Annotated in this window: 12 protein-coding genes; 8 read left to right on the forward strand and 4 right to left on the reverse strand. The window is 71.4% G+C overall.

Translation table 11 applies throughout. The features are described from left to right. Positions 1-46 precede the first annotated feature (46 nt). The 6 genes from ACFQ6N_RS33750 to ACFQ6N_RS33775 all read left to right on the forward strand — a co-directional run bounded on the left by ACFQ6N_RS33750 (position 47) and on the right by ACFQ6N_RS33775 (position 6,264). Positions 47-1,696, forward strand: coding sequence for an alpha/beta hydrolase (locus ACFQ6N_RS33750; protein ID WP_380657478.1), 1,650 nt, complete (start codon positions 47-49; stop codon positions 1,694-1,696). A gap of 281 nt (positions 1,697-1,977) precedes the next feature. After that, positions 1,978-2,523 (forward strand): 2-oxo-4-hydroxy-4-carboxy-5-ureidoimidazoline decarboxylase, encoded by a 546-nt coding sequence (locus ACFQ6N_RS33755; protein WP_380657501.1) that lies wholly within the window; start codon positions 1,978-1,980, stop codon positions 2,521-2,523. A gap of 293 nt (positions 2,524-2,816) precedes the next feature. After that, the gene (gene sdhC / locus ACFQ6N_RS33760) at positions 2,817-3,197 is read left to right on the forward strand and encodes a succinate dehydrogenase, cytochrome b556 subunit (protein WP_074003919.1); all 381 of its coding nucleotides are present in this window, start codon (positions 2,817-2,819) and stop codon (positions 3,195-3,197) included. An 8-nt stretch (positions 3,198-3,205) separates the two neighbouring features. Continuing rightward, positions 3,206-3,697, forward strand: a complete 492-nt coding sequence (gene sdhD / locus ACFQ6N_RS33765) for a succinate dehydrogenase, hydrophobic membrane anchor protein (RefSeq protein WP_380657480.1) — start codon at positions 3,206-3,208, stop codon at positions 3,695-3,697. Positions 3,698-3,748: 51 nt separating this feature from the next. After that, positions 3,749-5,491, forward strand: coding sequence for a succinate dehydrogenase flavoprotein subunit (gene sdhA / locus ACFQ6N_RS33770; RefSeq protein ID WP_380657482.1), 1,743 nt, complete (start codon positions 3,749-3,751; stop codon positions 5,489-5,491). Beyond that, positions 5,491-6,264, forward strand: coding sequence for a succinate dehydrogenase iron-sulfur subunit (locus ACFQ6N_RS33775; RefSeq protein WP_380657484.1), 774 nt, complete (start codon positions 5,491-5,493; stop codon positions 6,262-6,264). The genes sdhA and ACFQ6N_RS33775 overlap by 1 nt, the downstream gene beginning before the upstream one ends. 64 nt (positions 6,265-6,328) lie before the next feature. Here ACFQ6N_RS33775 and ACFQ6N_RS33780 read toward each other — a convergent pair whose 3' ends face one another. After that, a complete protein-coding gene (locus tag ACFQ6N_RS33780; RefSeq protein WP_380657486.1) occupies positions 6,329-7,942 on the reverse strand; it encodes a hypothetical protein in 1,614 nt (537 codons plus the stop codon). A gap of 86 nt (positions 7,943-8,028) precedes the next feature. Further along, positions 8,029-8,286 carry an SCO4848 family membrane protein gene (locus ACFQ6N_RS33785; RefSeq protein WP_380657487.1) on the reverse strand — a complete coding sequence of 86 codons (258 nt, stop codon included), beginning with the start codon at positions 8,284-8,286 and terminating at the stop codon, positions 8,029-8,031. A gap of 141 nt (positions 8,287-8,427) precedes the next feature. Between ACFQ6N_RS33785 and ACFQ6N_RS33790 the strand changes: the two genes are divergently transcribed. Beyond that, positions 8,428-9,621, forward strand: a complete 1,194-nt coding sequence (locus ACFQ6N_RS33790) for a D-alanyl-D-alanine carboxypeptidase family protein (RefSeq protein ID WP_380657488.1) — start codon at positions 8,428-8,430, stop codon at positions 9,619-9,621. Between the two features lie 27 nt (positions 9,622-9,648). On the opposite strand, the gene ACFQ6N_RS33795 is transcribed toward ACFQ6N_RS33790, so the two are convergent. Then, positions 9,649-10,632 (reverse strand): YihY/virulence factor BrkB family protein, encoded by a 984-nt coding sequence (locus ACFQ6N_RS33795; protein ID WP_380657489.1) that lies wholly within the window; start codon positions 10,630-10,632, stop codon positions 9,649-9,651. Between the two features lie 91 nt (positions 10,633-10,723). Continuing rightward, a complete protein-coding gene (locus tag ACFQ6N_RS33800) occupies positions 10,724-11,722 on the reverse strand; it encodes a glycosyltransferase family 2 protein (RefSeq protein WP_380657490.1) in 999 nt (332 codons plus the stop codon). Between the two features lie 133 nt (positions 11,723-11,855). On the opposite strand from ACFQ6N_RS33800, the gene ACFQ6N_RS33805 reads away from it, so the two are divergent. Continuing rightward, positions 11,856-15,428, forward strand: coding sequence for a CDP-glycerol glycerophosphotransferase family protein (locus tag ACFQ6N_RS33805; RefSeq protein WP_380657492.1), 3,573 nt, complete (start codon positions 11,856-11,858; stop codon positions 15,426-15,428). Positions 15,429-15,540 lie beyond the last annotated feature (112 nt).

The raw sequence follows: 15,540 nt of genomic DNA on the forward strand, positions 1-15,540 counted from the left end.
GGGGGCCATGATCGAACGGGTCGTACCCCAGTGGTACACACGTGCGATGAACACCTTCCGGGCCGCCCGCCCACGCGTCCTGCTGACCGCCCTGGCGGCAGGCACCCTCCTCCTCGCCACCGCGTGCGACGACACCGCCAAGCCCGCGCAGGACCAGGCCGCCGGCACCTCCGCGCCCGCCGCCGCGAGCCCGGCCGCCACCCCGGCGCCGACCGCCCGGCCCACCGGCGAGGCCGACCCGGCCCTCAAGCCCTTCTACGGCCAGCAGATCACCTGGGCGGACTGCCCGGCCGACCCCAAGGCCGTCCAGGCCAAGATCGACACCTCCGGGATGCGGTGCGGCAAGCTGCACGTCCCGCTCGACTACGCCGCCCCCGCCACCGACGCGATCGACCTCGCGCTGATCAAGTACCCGGCCGCCAAGCCGGACCAGCGGGTCGGCTCGCTGATGGTCAACCCCGGCGGCCCGGGCGGCTCCGGCGTCGAGATGGTCGAGTACGGCGCCAAGGACTTCGTCGGCGCCCTGCACGACCGCTTCGACGTGATCGGCTTCGACCCCCGCGGCACCGGCAACAGCTCCCCGGTCGTCTGCTACGACGACAAGCAGCACGACGCCCTCAACCAGCTGGACGAGCCGCTGGACCCGGCCGAGCGCAAGGCCGCGCACGTCAAGCAGTCCACCGACCACGCCGCCGCCTGCCAGGCGAAGTCCGGCAGGCTGCTGCCCTTCGTCGGCACCCGCAACACCGCCCGCGACCTGGACGTGCTGCGGGCCGTCGTCGGCGACAAGAAGCTCAACTACCTGGGCGTCTCCTACGGCACCTACCTCGGCGCCCTCTACGCGGAGGAGTTCCCGAAGAACACCGGCCGGCTGGTCCTGGACGGCGCCGTCGACCCCGCCCAGGACACCCTGGACCACGGCGTCGACCAGCAGATCGGCTTCGAGAAGTCCTTCGAGCGCTTCGCCGCCGACTGCGTGGCGAACCACGCCGACGAGTGCCCGCTCGGCAAGGACAAGGACGCCGCCGCCAAGAAGGCCGCCGACTTCCTCGACGGCCTCCACGACAACCCGCTGACCACCAAGGACGGCCGCAAGCTCGGCCGCGACCTGGGCTGGACCGGCACCATGTCGATGCTCTACGGCGACGAGAAGACCTCCTGGCAGTACCTGCGGGTCGGCCTCGCCATGGCGATGAAGATGAAGCGCGGCGACGTGCTGATGGCCTTCGCCGACGACTACAACGGCCGCGACGAGAACGGCCACTACAGCCCGATGGAGGAGTCCAACGGCGCGATCGGCTGCGCCGACGCCGCCCGCCCGGCGCCGACCCCCGAGCACGCCCAGGCGGCCGTGGCCCGGCTGCTCGCCGAGGCCCCGCTGCTCTCCAAGGGCGTCACGGTGGCGGACTACAGCGAGCCGGGCTGCGCCTACTGGCCGTTCCGGACCCCGGAGAAGCCGCACACCGTCCGCGCCGAGGGCAGCGCCCCGATCCTGGTGGTCGGCTCCACCGGCGACCCGGCCACCCCGTACGCCTCGGCCGAGGCCCTGGCCAAGGGCTTCGCCGACGCCACCCTGCTGACCCGGGTCGGCGAGGGCCACGGCGCGTTCGGCAAGGGCAACACCTGCATCGACCGGGCCCTGGAGGCCTACCTGACCGAGGGCACCATGCCGGCCGCGGGCACCCGCTGCACCTGACGTGACCACGGCGTTCGCCGGACGGCGGCGCCGGGAGGGCAGCGGGACACGGGCAGCAGAGCGGGCAGGAGAGCGGGAGGGCGCTGACGCACAAGTGTCAACGTCACAACTTGATAGCTCGTCCGGATGAATTCGGCGTGCGCCCTCCCCAACTGATGACCGCTCAACTACCTTGGAGTCACTGCCCGACCGGCGCCGAGCGCCCCGCCGCAGCCCCATACTTCAGCTGCCCCACCCACCCCACTTCACCGGCACCTTCCCGCCCTCACGAGGAGGACCCGCTGGCCAGCGACATCCCGTCACCGCGGCTCGACGTCAGAACAGAGCCGACACTCCTCGGGCTGCACCGCTTCAACGAGGCCGACGCCGGTGCCGCCGAGGAGGCCCTCCTGGCCTGCTGCGGCAGCCACCGCTGGGCCCTGCGGCTCACCGCCCACCGGCCCTACCCCGACATAGAGTCCCTGCTGGCAGCCGCCAGCGAGGCCTCCTACGACCTCCGCCCGGCCGACCTCGCCGAGGCCCTGGCCGACGAGAGCTGGATGCCGCAGCCCCTGCTCGGCATGCGGGCCCCCGGCAGCCAGGCCGCCCACACCGCGCTGCGGGCGGCGCACGCCGCCTACGAGGCCCGCTTCGGCCACGTCTTCGTGGTCTGCCTGGAGGGCGTCGTCCCGGAGGAGATGCTCGACACCGTGCTCTCCTCCATCCGCACCCGACTGGCCAACGACCCGGACGAGGAGCGGCTGATCGCGGCGGACGAGCTCCGCCGGATCGCCCTCACCAGGCTGGAGCACCTGGTCGCCACCCACTCGGAGGCCGGAGCGCGCTGAGCCGCCGCACGCCCCGTCAGTCCGGGCGGATCCGCCCGAACGGATGAATCCGGACCACCCGCGCCCCGCACCCTCCGGTGCGGGGCGCGGTCGTGTCGTCACCCGGAGTACCGAACGCTGCCCCGGTTCCCGTCCTACTAGGCCAGAAGTGCCTGATTGATCACACCTGGGCCCCCCGGAGGCGGCACGCGAGTAGGCGTCGATAGGATGCTCGCGGCCGGTGGACCGTACCTGGCCGGGCTGACCGACACCGAAGCCGGCCGAGCCCCCAATCGCTTCCGGAGGGTTTTTCCGTGCCGGCTGGAACGCTGTACCGCGGCCGGGAAGGCATGTGGAGCTGGGTGGCTCATCGAGTCACCGGCGTCCTCATCTTCTTCTTCCTGTTCGCCCACGTCCTGGACACCGCCCTGGTGCGAGTGTCGCCGGAGTCCTACGACACCGTCATCCAGACGTACAAGACTCCCCTCGTGAACCTGATGGAGTACGGCCTGGTGGCCGCCATCCTGTTCCACGCCCTGAACGGCCTGCGCGTCGTCGCGGTGGACTTCTGGTCCAAGGGCCCGAAGTACCAGAAGCAGATGCTCTGGAGCGTCGTCGGAGTCTGGGTCGTCCTGATGGCCGGCTCCTTCTACGGGATCCTGCAGCACACGCTGATCTCCTGGTTCGGGAAGTGAGCTGAGACATGTCCACGGAGTACTCCGACGCCATCGTCGTCCCGTCCAAGCAGGCGCACACCGGCAAGGGCCTCGGCACCGGCAACCCTGCCGACGCGTTCGTCATCGAGCCGCCGCGCAAGCGGACGCCGAAGACCCCGCGCCGCACCCGCACCAACTTCGAGATGCTGGCCTGGCTCTTCATGCGCCTGTCCGGTGTCGTCCTGGTCGTGCTGATCCTCGGTCACCTGCTGATCATGCTGGTGCTCGACGGCGGCGTCTCCAAGATCGGCTTCGCCTTCGTGGCCGGCCGCTGGGCCTCGCCGTTCTGGCAGGGCTGGGACCTGCTGATGCTCTGGCTCGCCATGCTGCACGGCGCCAACGGCATGCGTCAGGTCATCAACGACTACGCCGAGAAGGACTCGACCCGGCTCTGGCTCAAGGGGCTCATGGGTACCGCCACGGTCTTCACCGTGCTGCTCGGGACCCTGGTGATCTTCACCTTCGACCCCAACATCTGAGCCGCGAGCACCATCGACCATCGGCAGAGGCCAGAGGCGAGTTAACCCCCCATGCAGATTCACCAGTACGACACCGTCATCGTCGGCGCCGGCGGCGCCGGCATGCGCGCGGCCATCGAGTCCACGCAGCGCAGCCGCACCGCCGTCCTGACCAAGCTCTACCCGACCCGGTCCCACACCGGCGCGGCCCAGGGCGGCATGTGCGCCGCCCTGGCCAACGTCGAGGAGGACAACTGGGAGTGGCACACCTTCGACACGGTCAAGGGCGGTGACTACCTGGTCGACCAGGACGCCGCCGAGATCATGTGCAAGGAGGCCATCGACGCGGTCCTCGACCTGGAGAAGATGGGTCTGCCCTTCTCCCGCACCGAGCAGGGCCGGATCGACCAGCGCCGCTTCGGCGGCCACTCCCGCAACCACGGCGAGGCCCCGGTCCGCCGCTCGTGCTACGCGGCCGACCGCACCGGCCACATGATCCTCCAGACGCTGTTCCAGAACTGCGTCAAGCACGGCGTCGAGTTCTTCAACGAGTTCTACGTCCTCGACCTGCTCATCAACGACGGCAAGACCTCCGGCGTCGTCGCCTACGAGCTGGCCACCGGCGAGATCCACGTCTTCCAGGCCAAGTCCGTCGTGTTCGCCTCCGGCGGCACCGGCAAGTTCTTCAAGGTCTCCTCCAACGCCCACACCCTCACCGGTGACGGCCAGGCCCTGGTCTACCGCCGCGGCCTGCCCCTGGAGGACATGGAGTTCTTCCAGTTCCACCCGACGGGCATCTGGCGGATGGGCATCCTGCTCACCGAGGGCGCCCGCGGCGAGGGCGGCATCCTGCGCAACAAGGACGGCGAGCGCTTCATGGAGCGCTACGCCCCCGTCATGAAGGACCTCGCGTCCCGTGACGTCTGCTCCCGCGCGATCTACACCGAGATCCGCGAAGGCCGCGGCTGCGGGCCCGAGGGCGACCACGTCTACCTCGACCTCACCCACCTGCCGCCGGAGCAGCTGGACGCCAAGCTCCCGGACATCACCGAGTTCGCGCGCACCTACCTCGGCATCGAGCCCTACACGGACCCGATCCCGATCCAGCCCACCGCGCACTACGCCATGGGCGGCATCCCGACCAACGTCGAGGGTGAGGTCCTGCGCAACAACACCGACATCGTCCCGGGCCTGTACGCGGCCGGCGAGGTCGCCTGCGTGTCCGTGCACGGCGCCAACCGCCTCGGCACCAACTCGCTGCTGGACATCAACGTGTTCGGCCGTCGCGCGGGCATCGCCGCCGCCGACTACGCCAACGCGCACGAGTTCGTCGAGCTGCCCGAGAACCCGGCCGAGAAGGTCCAGGCCCTGGTCGACGGCCTGCGCGAGTCCACCGGCACCGAGTCCGTGGGGCAGATCCGCAAGGAGCTGCAGGAGACCATGGACACCAACGCGATGGTGTACCGCACCGGCGCCACCCTGAAGCAGGCGGTCGAGGACATCGCCGCGCTGCGGGAGCGCTACAAGAACGTCTCCATCCAGGACAAGGGCTTCCGCTACAACACGGACCTCCTGGAGGCCGTCGAGCTGGGCAACCTGCTCGACCTGGCCGAGGTGCTGGCCGTCTCCGCGCTGGCCCGCGAGGAGTCGCGCGGCGGCCACTACCGCGAGGACTTCCCGACCCGTGACGACGTGAAGTTCATGCAGCACACCATGGCGTACCAGGAGGTCGCCGCCGACGGCAGCACCTCCATCCGCCTCGACTACAAGCCGGTCGTCACGACCCGCTACCAGCCGATGGAGCGTAAGTACTGATGAGCACTCCGACCGTGGAGAAGCACTCGGCCGCTCTGGACGCGGTCGAGGCCGGCGCCGTCCAGCCGATCACCGTCACCTTCCGGATCCGCCGGTTCAACCCGGAGGAGCACCCGGACCCGGTGTGGGTCGACTACCAGCTGACGATGGACCCGAAGGAGCGCATCCTCGACGCGCTCAACAAGATCAAGTGGGAGCAGGACGGCACCCTCACCTACCGCCGTTCCTGCGCCCACGGCATCTGCGGCTCCGACGCCATGCGGATCAACGGCCGCAACCGGCTGGCGTGCAAGACCCTCGTCAAGGACGTCAACCCGGAGAAGCCGATCACGATCGAGGCCATCAAGGGCCTCACGGTCCTCAAGGACCTGATCGTGGACATGGACCCGTTCTTCCAGGCGTACAAGGACGTCATGCCGTTCCTCATCACCAAGGGGAACGACCCGACCCGCGAGCGCCTGCAGTCCGCCGAGGACCGCGAGCGCTTCGACGACACCACCAAGTGCATCCTGTGCGCCGCGTGCACGTCGTCCTGCCCGGTGTTCTGGAACGACGGCCAGTACTTCGGCCCGGCCGCGATCGTCAACGCGCACCGCTTCATCTTCGACTCGCGTGACGAGGGCGCCGAGCAGCGCCTGGAGATCCTCAACGACCGTGAGGGCGTGTGGCGCTGCCGCACCACCTTCAACTGCTCCGAGGCCTGCCCGCGCGGCATCGAGGTCACCAAGGCGATCCAGGAAGTGAAGCGGGCGCTGGTCACCCGCCGCTTCTGAGCCCTGCCTGAGCAAGAACGGTGAAGGCCCCGTCCGGTCGGACGGGGCCTTCACCGTTGTCGGATCAGTTCAGCGGGCCGAGGTCGTCGGCGTCGGTCCAGCCGCTGTACATCACCAGGTGCCGGTCGGCCGTGACGGCCCACAGGTCCGGCTTTCCGTCGCCGTCCGCGTCGCCCGAGCTGCCGAGGGTCGGGTACGCGGCCACGGTGAAGCCGCTCGCGACGACGTCCGCCTTCGGGTCGGCGAGGGCGGAGAAGTCGAAGGTCCCGTCGGCCTTCTTCGGGATCGGGTAGGCGTGCAGCTCGCCGGTGGCCCGGTCACGGGCCCAGAGGGCGAGGTTGCCGGCCGCGTCCGGGCCGGGGGCGACCAGGTCGTAGCCGCTCCAGGTGCCGGAGGTGGTGAGCTTGCGGACCTTCTGGAGGCCGAAGGTGAACTCGCCGCCGGCGTGCAGCCACAGGTCGCCGTTCTCCAGCGTCAGCAGCGACGGGGAGGTGGCGTCGGTCACCGGGCCGAACGCGACGACCTGGTCGGCCTTGGACCAGTCGCTCGCGTAGTCGGCGGGGCAGGACGCGGCCGCCCCCGCGTCGTCCACACAGCGGGTCGAGCGCCTCGCGCCCGACCAGCCCTGGGTGAACGAGCCGTAGTCGAAGTTCCGGTACAGGTACAGGTACCCGTCGCCCGGCTTGTGGACGAAGATGTCGTCCGAAGACGGCGCGTGGGACTTGGACCAGCCACGGTGGGCCACCTGCAGCTGCGCCCAGCTGCCGTCGCGCGGAGACCGGTTGGCCGCGATCGTGGTGGCCGGCGTGGCGTCGGGAGCGTTGACGGCGACGAACTGCAGGTTGCCCTGGGCGTCCGGCAGCAGGATGTCCGCGACACCGTCCCCGTCCACGTCGCCGAGGGTCTTCGGCGGGTTGGGGTTCGACGGCGCGTAGAAGGTGTAGGTCGTCCGGCCGACGTTGCCCGCATTGTCGATCACGTTGACGACGAGGTTGTTGGTGCCCCAGCCCAGAGCCTTGAGGTCGATCTTCGCGGCACCGTCGGCATCCGGCTCGACCGCCCCCGGCGAGTTGCAGTCGCTCCCGGCGTAGGTCCAGCCGTACTGGAAGCAGGCGACACCGGAGGCCTCGCCGCCCGCGGGGACCGGGTCGGCGCCCTTGAGGACGAAGGTCCCCTTCTGGCCCGCGTACTTGGTGGCGGTGCCGCTCGTCGGGAAGTCGGTCGAGGAGACCGTGACGGTCGGGCTCGTGGTGTCCACCGTGAAGTGGCAGTCCGCTGACTGGGCGGAGGTCTGGGTCCCCTGCAGCGCCCAGGCGTGCCACGCGTAGCTGTGTCCGTCCACCAGTCCGGGGACGGTGAGCCCGGCGGACGGCTGGCCGTACGTCTGGGCCTGGCCGGTGAACACCGGGTCCTCGGCACCCGTGGTCACGTCCCAGACGCCGAACTTGACGGCCTCCCCGGTGACCTTGGCGCTGAGCGTCGGGCCGTTCACGGACAACCCGATCCAGGTCGGGTCGGCGGTCGAGTCGCAGGCGGCGGTCTGGTACGTGGCTCCCTGGGCGGTGCCGAGGACGGCCGGCCCCGTATCGGCCACGGCCGCCGTCGGTGTGGTGAGCAGGCCGGCCGCGATCGCCGCCGCGGTGGCCCCGCCGAGTCTGCGGGCATGCCGGAGTGTCATGGATGTCCCCCTGTGGTCGACCGAATCGCCTCACATCGAAGCGGTGTGGATCTTCCCAGCAGGGACTGACAGCGGCCAAGGGGATTTCAGTCGGCCACCGGGGTGCGGCGGGTGGCGCGCAGGCCGCGGAGGCCGATGGCGCCGACGGCGATGCCGAGGGCGAAGGAGGTGACGGCGAGGAGGAGGTGGATCCAGAAGAAGGCGGTGGGCTGGGAGTGGTCGCCGTTGGTGAAGGCCTGGCCGCCGGAGTCCTTCCACAGGTTCTTGACGAAGGTGGTCCAGATGATGACCGACCAGACTCCGAAGGCGGTCAGGAACCAGGAGGTGCGGCGGCTCAGCTTCATGGGTGGTCCTCGGCGGGGGTGTGAAGACGGTGTGCGTCCCCAGTATGCGCGGGCCGCCGATCGGCGTACGGCGGGCCCCTCCTGCGGAGGACGGGACCGGCGCGGCGGACGCCCGGGGCCCGGAATGGGTACGGTCTGCTGGTGTCCACACCCCGTCACACGTTCGCGCGCCTGTGCGCCGCGGTCACCGCGTCCCTTCCGGTCCTGCTCGCCGCCCCGGTGGCGTTCGCGACCCCGCAGCAGCCCCCGCCGGCCGCGGTCGGCGGTGAGCGGCTGGGGACCCCCGGGGTGCAGGTCGCCCCGCTGGCGGGTGCCCCGGCGCTGCCGACCGACCTCACCGGCCAGTCCTGGATAGTCTCCGACGCCACGTCGGGAGAGGTGCTGGCGTCCTACAACCCGCACCTCAAGCTGCCTCCGGCCAGCACCCTGAAGATCCTCTTCGCGGACACCGTGCTGCCCAAGTTCGACCGCAACGCGGTGCACCGGGTCGCCGACGAGGAGATCACCGGGATCGGCGCCGGCAGCAGCCTGGTCGGCATCAAGGAGAACCTGGACTACCGGGTCGAGGACCTGTGGCGCGGGGTGTTCCTGAGCTCGGGCAATGACGCCGTGCACGTCCTGTCGCACATGAACGGCGGGATCCCGCAGACCGTCGCCGAGATGCAGACGCGCGCCGAGGCGCTGCAGGCGAGGGACACCAGGGTGATCTCCCCGGACGGCTACGACATGGACGGCCAGGTCTCCTCGGCGTACGACCTGTCGCTGTTCGCCCGGGCCGGTCTGCGCAACGCGGACTTCCGGATGTACTGCGCCACCCGGGACGCGATGTTCCCGGGGGCCGTCGACAAGAACACCGGTCAGCGCGGCAGCTTCGGGATCGCCAACACCGACCGGCTGCTCGGCAAGTACCCGGGCCTGATCGGGGTGAAGAACGGCACCACCACGAACGCGGGCTCGACCTTCGTGGGCGCCGCCGAGCGCGACGGGCGGACCCTGCTGGTGACGGTGATGCACCCGGCGAGCTACCAGAAGGTGTACGACGAGACGGCCGCCCTGCTGGACTGGGGCTTCGCCGCGGCCGGCAAGGTCCAGCCGGTGGGCCGGCTGGTCGACGAGCTGCCGCCGGGCGGCGCCGAGCCGACCGGTCAGGCCGGCGCGGCGACGGGCACTCCCGCGCCGCCGCCGCACCCTTCGGCGGGAGCCGCCAAGCCCGCCGCGGCACCCTCCGCCGGGGGTGACGGGCTCGGCCTGCTCGGCTGGTCGGCCGTCGTCCTGGCGGGGGCGGGGGCCGGGTACGGCGCGCTGGTGCTGTGGCGTCGCCGTCCGGCGGGCTGATCCGCCGCCGTACGGGCGGGCCCGGCCTCAGCCCTGGGGCCGGGCCCCGCCGTCCTCGGCGGCCTTGTGCTCCGAGCTCTTCTCGACCACCGTCTCCCGCTCCGCCGCCTCGGCCTTGTCGGCGGCCTCCAGCAGTGCCCGGCCGTGCGCCCTGGTCCGTTCCCGGGCGGCGGCCGGGTCGGCCGTGGCCGTCCAGGCCACGCAGTACATCAGCAGCCGGCAGACGAAGTTGATCCACAGCAGCAGGGCCACCGGTGTGGCGAAGGCCCCGTAGAGGCTCCGCCCGGCGACCGAGCCGAGGTAGGAGGCGAGCAGGGCCTTCAGCAGTTCGAAGCCGACCGCGCCGATCAGCGCGCCCTGCAGGAGGCTCCGGCGGCGCTGGCCGGTGATCCCGGGGAACGGCGCCAGCAGGTAGGCGAACAGCAGGGTGTCGCACGCTATGGCGATCAGCACGCCGACCCCGGTCAGCAGGTAGCCGCTGCCGAGGCCGATCGCACCGGCGATCCGCCCGGCCAGGGTGGTCCCGGCGGCGGAGGCGGCCAGCGAGAACAGCGACACCAGGCCGAGGCCGCCCAGCACGGCGACGTCCCAGGCCTTGCGCAGCACCGGGTTGGCGTCCTCGTCGGGCAGTTGCCACACGTCCCGGATCGAGGTGCGCATGGTGTCCACCCAGCCGAGGCCGGAGACCAGCAGCAGTGCCCCGCCGACGAGTCCGACGGTGCCCGCGCTGGACACCAGGGACGGCAGGTTGAGCGCGTCCGAGATGCCCGGCAGCTGGTCGGAGATGCGGGTCTGGAGGTCGTGCACCTGGCTGTCGCTGAGCGTCGCGACGGCGATCGCCAGGCCCACGGTGAGCAGCGGGAAGAGGGCCAGGAAGCCGAAGAAGGTGACGGCACCGGCCAGCCGGTTGCCGCGGGCGGCGGTGAAGTACTCGTACACCCGGTAGGGGCGGCTGCGCAGCACCCGGGAGACGAGCGGGCCGATGACCGGGAGGCGGGTCAGGAAGTCCACCCGACCGGTTATACCGGTCCGTCCCCCGAATGGCCGTCAGGCGCGGGGCGGATCCCCGGTCCCGGGAGGTCCGCTGACGGGCCGACGGCCGCTACCTCCGGACGAGCCGGCGGGCCTTGGCGAGGGCCCGGACGGCCTGGTAGGCGCCGTAGCGGCCGTGGCTGAGCAGTTCGGTGCGCACGCCGTCGACGCCGGCCGGGGGCCGGTAGCCGGCCGGGCGCAGCCGGGCGCAGTGGTCGGCGGCGCGGCGGAAGTACTCGCGGCGGTCGCCGGGCGGGACCCGGCCGGGCTTGGAGACCACGGTGTTGAGGTGGTGCAGCATCCGGCCGTAGACGACCGGGCGCCAGCGGTCCAGGTCGGGGCGGCGGTCGAGGAAGGCGAAGACCAGGTCGTACTGGGCGAAGACGTCGAAGTGCTTGCGGCTGGCGGTGGCCAGGATGTTGCCGCCCTCCTGGCGCTGGCGGTAGTGCACGCCGACCCGGTCGAGCAGGGTGATCCGGGCGGCGGCGAGCAGCGCCGGGTACGTCCAGGGGGTGTCCTCGTAGTAGCCGGCCGGGAAGACCAGCCGCTGCTCGGTGAGGAAGCCGCGGCGGTAGGCCTTGTTCCAGACGACCTGGAGCAGGTCGAGCAGGTCGGGGCGGGCGTCGAGGTCGAAGACGTCCGGGGAGGCGGCGCCGAAGACGTGGGCGGAGGCGGCCCGGGTGGTCCGGCCGTCGGCGTAGGTGCGGGCGTAGTCGTAGACCAGGACGTCCGGGTCGCCGGTGGCGGCGAGCCGGGTGTCGACGTCGTCGAGCAGGCCGGGGGTGAGGGTGTCGTCACTGTCGAGGAAGACCACGTAGTCGCCGGTGGCGACCTCCAGGCCGGCGTTGCGGGCGCGGCCGAGGCCGACGTTCTCCGGCAGGTGCAGCACCCGGATCCGGGGGTCGGCGGCGGCCGCGTCGTCCAGCATCGCGCCGCAGCCGTCGGGGGAACGGTCGTCCACCGCGATCAGTTCCAGGTCCGGGCCGACCTGTCGGAGCACCGAGTCGAGGCACTCGGTGAGGTAGTCCTGAACCTGGTACACGGGGACGATGACGCTGAAGCGGGGCACCGCCCCAGCGTAGTGGCCCCCGGGAACGGCCCCGGGCCTTAGGTAGGATCGGGACGCACGTACGCACCGATCAAAGTGCGGTCTGGCCCCACCGGGCTGCCACGCTCCTTCCCCAGAAAGGCCTGCGTAGCCGATGGCTCCCCGCCTCTCCATCGTCGTTCCGATCTACAACGTCGAGCGTTATCTCGTCGAGTGCCTCGACTCGATCGCCGCCCAGACCTTCACGGACTTCGAGTGCGTCATGGTCGACGACGGTTCGAAGGACGACAGCGCGGCGCTCGCCGAGGCGTACGCGGCCAAGGACTCCCGCTTCCGGCTGGTCCGCCAGGTGAACAAGGGCCTCGGCGCGGCCCGCAACACCGGCATCCGGCACATCGACCCGGACGCCGAGTTCCTGTGCTTCGTGGACAGCGACGACTCGATGCCGCCGAGTGCGTACGAGCTGATGATCAACACGCTGGACGAGACCGGCTCGGACTTCTGCACCGGCAACGTGCTGCGCTTCCGCGCCGTCGGCTACTACCAGTCCGGCGGCCACGTGAAGCCGTTCAAGGAGACCCGGCTCAAGACCCACATCACCGAGGTCCCGGCGCTGGTCACCGACCGCACCGCGTGGAACAAGGTGTACCGCCGCTCCTTCTTCGACGCGGCCGACATCCTGTACCCCGAGGGCATCCTCTACGAGGACGCGCCGGTCAGCGTGCCGCACCACTACCTGGCCAAGAGCGTGGACGTGCTCTCCGAGCCGATCTACCACTGGCGCGAGCGCGAGGTCGGCGAGATGTCGATCACGCAGATGCGCACCAACCCCAAGGGCCTGGTCGACCGCGTCGCCTCGGTCGAGCTGGTCCGCGGCTGGCTGAAGAAGCAGACCGAGCCGCGCTTCGCGCAGTACCTGCGCTCCTACGACGAGAACACCCTCGTCGAGGAGATCCCGATGTTCTTCTGGTCCGTCGTGGACGGCGACAAGGAGTACCGGGAGGCCTACCTGCAGAGCGTCAGCCGGCTGCTCCGGGCGATCGGCCCCGAGCAGGTCCGCAAGCTGCGCGCGCCGCTGCGGCTGAAGTACCACCTGACCCTGGCGGGCCGGGTGGACGAGCTGGTCGAGCAGATCAAGTACGAGGGCGAGAGCGGCGGCGGCGTCCAGGCCCGCGGCCTGCTGCGCCCGTACGCCGACTACCCGTTCCTGCGCGGCGGGCGCAAGAGCGTGCCGTCCGGCGTGCTGAAGCTCGACAACTCGCTGGTCATGCGCAGCCGGCTGTACGAGAGCGCCTGGGTCGGCGGGAAGCTCCGGCTGTCCGGGCACGCGTACCCGGAGCAGCTGGGCGCGGCCAACAAGCACGACATGGTCCGCACGCTGGTGCTGCGCGAGACCAAGGGGCGCCGGGTGATCGCGGTGCCGATGAAGACCACGTACAGCCCCGAGGCCACGGCGAGCTGCAACCACGACCTGTACAGCTGCGACTGGTCGGGCTTCACCGTCTCCGTCGACCCGAAGAAGCTCAAGCACCGCGGCCAGTGGAAGGACGGGCACTGGCGCTTCCTGGTCGCCGGCGCGGGCAAGGGCGGGGTGTACAAGGGCCGGATCTCGGCCGGCTGGAGCGACTCCGCGCAGTACATCCCGGCGCACTGGGTCGAGCCGGACGTGCGGATCGTGCCGTGGGTCCGGGACAACTTCGTCTACCTGCGGGTGGAGACGGTCAAGGCCCGGGTGACCGGCCTGGCCGCGCACGCCGGCCGGGTGGAGGTCTCGGGCGCGGCCCGGTCCGGCCCGAGCTTCGCCGGGGCCGTGCTGCGGCTCACCCACATCGAGTCGGACCGCGAGGTGACCGTCCCGCTGGAGCTGGGCGCGCCGGTCGGCTCGCTGCAGCCCTTCACCTCCTCGTTCGCGGTCGCCGAGCTGACCGCCGTCCGCGAGGCCTGGGCCGAGCTGGACCCGCTGGCCGCCGAGCGCGGCCGCGACCGCTGGGACACCGCCCTGGTGCTGGCCGACGGCAGCGAGGTCACGCTGGCCTGGGACGAGCGCAACGCGCCCGAGCAGTTGCACCTGCCGCTGAACCCGGACGCGCCGGCCGGGCTGCGCCGGGCGCTCTACTCCAAGCCCTCCCCCGGCGGCTACCTCCAGTTCTCCGACCAGGTGCTGCAGCCGCTGGTGGACGAGGTGTCCTCGCGCGGCGCCGACGGCTTCCTGCTCAGCGGCTCGTTCCCGCTGTCCGGCGCGCACCGCTGGGAGCTGGTGGTCCGCCACCACTGGCGCGAGGAGGAGCACGTCTACCCGGTGGAGATCTCGGACGGCCGGTTCCGCACCGCGCTGCCCGCCGTGCCGACCGCCACGTTCGCCGGCCGGGTGCCGTTCGCCAAGGGCACCTGGGACGTCTTCTTCCGCCAGGTCGGCGCCTCGGGCGAGGCCCTGTCCGACACCAAGGCGCAGGTCGCCCCGGGCTGCTTCGACGCGCTGCCGCTGGAGGTGGAGTCCCGCGGGAAGCGCATCGTGCTGGAGCGCCGCTACCACGACGGCCTGTCACTGGAGTCGCACGCGGCGCTGCTGCCCGAGGAGCGGTCCGGCTACCGCCAGCGCCAGCTCCGCAGCGTCGACTACCCGGCCGCGCGCCGGCTGCCGGTGCGGGACACGGTGCTGTACAACGCCGGCAACGGCAGCATGTACGCCGACTCGCCGCGCGCGGTGCACGAGGAGCTGGTCCGTCGCGGCCTGGCCCTGGAGCACCTGTGGGGCAGCGACGACATGCAGGTCGAGCTGCCGCAGAGCGCGGCCTCGGTCCGGCTGTGGAGCCCGGAGTGGTTCGAGGCGCTGGCCACCGCCAAGTACATCGTCACCAGCACCCACCTGCCCGACTTCTTCGTCCGCCGCCCCGGCCAGGTGGTCGTGCAGACCTGGCAGGGCAGCCCGCTGAAGCAGGTCGGCTTCGACTTCGAGAAGGTCTGGTTCACCGACTCCAACTACCTCAAGGGCCTGGCCCGGGAGGTCCCGAACTGGAGCCTGCTGGTCGCCGGCAGCACCTGGTCGGCCCCGGTGCTGCGGCGCGCCTTCGACTTCAAGGGCGAGATCCTGGAGAGCGGTTCGCCGCGCAACGACCTGCTGTTCGCGGCCGACCGGGAGAAGACCGCCGAGCAGGTCCGGGAGCGGCTCGGCCTGCCCGAGGGCAAGAAGGTCGTGCTCTACGCGCCGACCTGGCGCGAGGACCGGCGCCGGCCGCAGGGCGGCTACCAGATCGACCTGCGGATCGACCTGGCGGCGGCCAAGGCCGCGCTCGGCGACGACCAGGTCCTGCTGGTGCGCCGGCACAACGTGATGTGCGGCCAGATCCCGGGCGCCGGCAACGGCTACATCTGGGACGTCGGCAGCTACCCCGACATGGCGGAGCTGCTGCTGATCGCCGACGTGCTGGTCACCGACTACTCGTCGAGCGTGTTCGACTTCGCGTCGACGGGCAAGCCGGTCATGTTCTTCACCCACGACCTGGAGCACTACCGGGACAACCTGCGCGGCTTCAGCCTGGACTTCGAGGCGGAGGCGCCCGGCCCGCTGCTGGCCACCTCCGAGGAGCTGGTCTCCGCGCTCGGCCGGACGGACGAGGTCGCGGCCGAGTACGCGGAGCGGGCCGCCGCGTTCCGGTCGGCGTACTGCGACCTGGACGACGGCAAGGCCGCCGCCCGGGTGGTCGACGCGATGCTGCGCAAGGAGTAGTCCCCGCGAACGCTCCGGGAGGGGGCCGGCCCCCCCCCCGGGGGGGCCCCCCCCCGCAGGCCCGGGGGGCCCCCGCCCGGGGGGCCCGGGGGCCCCCGCGGGCCCCGGGGGC

Origin of the sequence: Kitasatospora sp. NPDC056446 (assembly GCF_042796115.1) — a bacterium.
In the GTDB taxonomy this organism is placed as follows: domain Bacteria; phylum Actinomycetota; class Actinomycetes; order Streptomycetales; family Streptomycetaceae; genus Kitasatospora.

What these genes read in the sequence shown, in the direction of transcription:
- ACFQ6N_RS33750 (WP_380657478.1), top strand. Translation starts at nt 47, where the DNA reads ATGAACACCTTCCGGGCCGCCCGCCCACGCGTCCTGCTGACCGCCCTG.
- sdhD (WP_380657480.1), top strand. Translation starts at nt 3,206, where the DNA reads ATGTCCACGGAGTACTCCGACGCCATCGTCGTCCCGTCCAAGCAGGCG.
- sdhA (WP_380657482.1), top strand. Translation starts at nt 3,749, where the DNA reads ATGCAGATTCACCAGTACGACACCGTCATCGTCGGCGCCGGCGGCGCC.
- ACFQ6N_RS33775 (WP_380657484.1), top strand. Translation starts at nt 5,491, where the DNA reads ATGAGCACTCCGACCGTGGAGAAGCACTCGGCCGCTCTGGACGCGGTC.
- ACFQ6N_RS33780 (WP_380657486.1), bottom strand. Translation starts at nt 7,942, where the DNA reads ATGACACTCCGGCATGCCCGCAGACTCGGCGGGGCCACCGCGGCGGCG.
- ACFQ6N_RS33785 (WP_380657487.1), bottom strand. Translation starts at nt 8,286, where the DNA reads ATGAAGCTGAGCCGCCGCACCTCCTGGTTCCTGACCGCCTTCGGAGTC.
- ACFQ6N_RS33805 (WP_380657492.1), top strand. Translation starts at nt 11,856, where the DNA reads ATGGCTCCCCGCCTCTCCATCGTCGTTCCGATCTACAACGTCGAGCGT.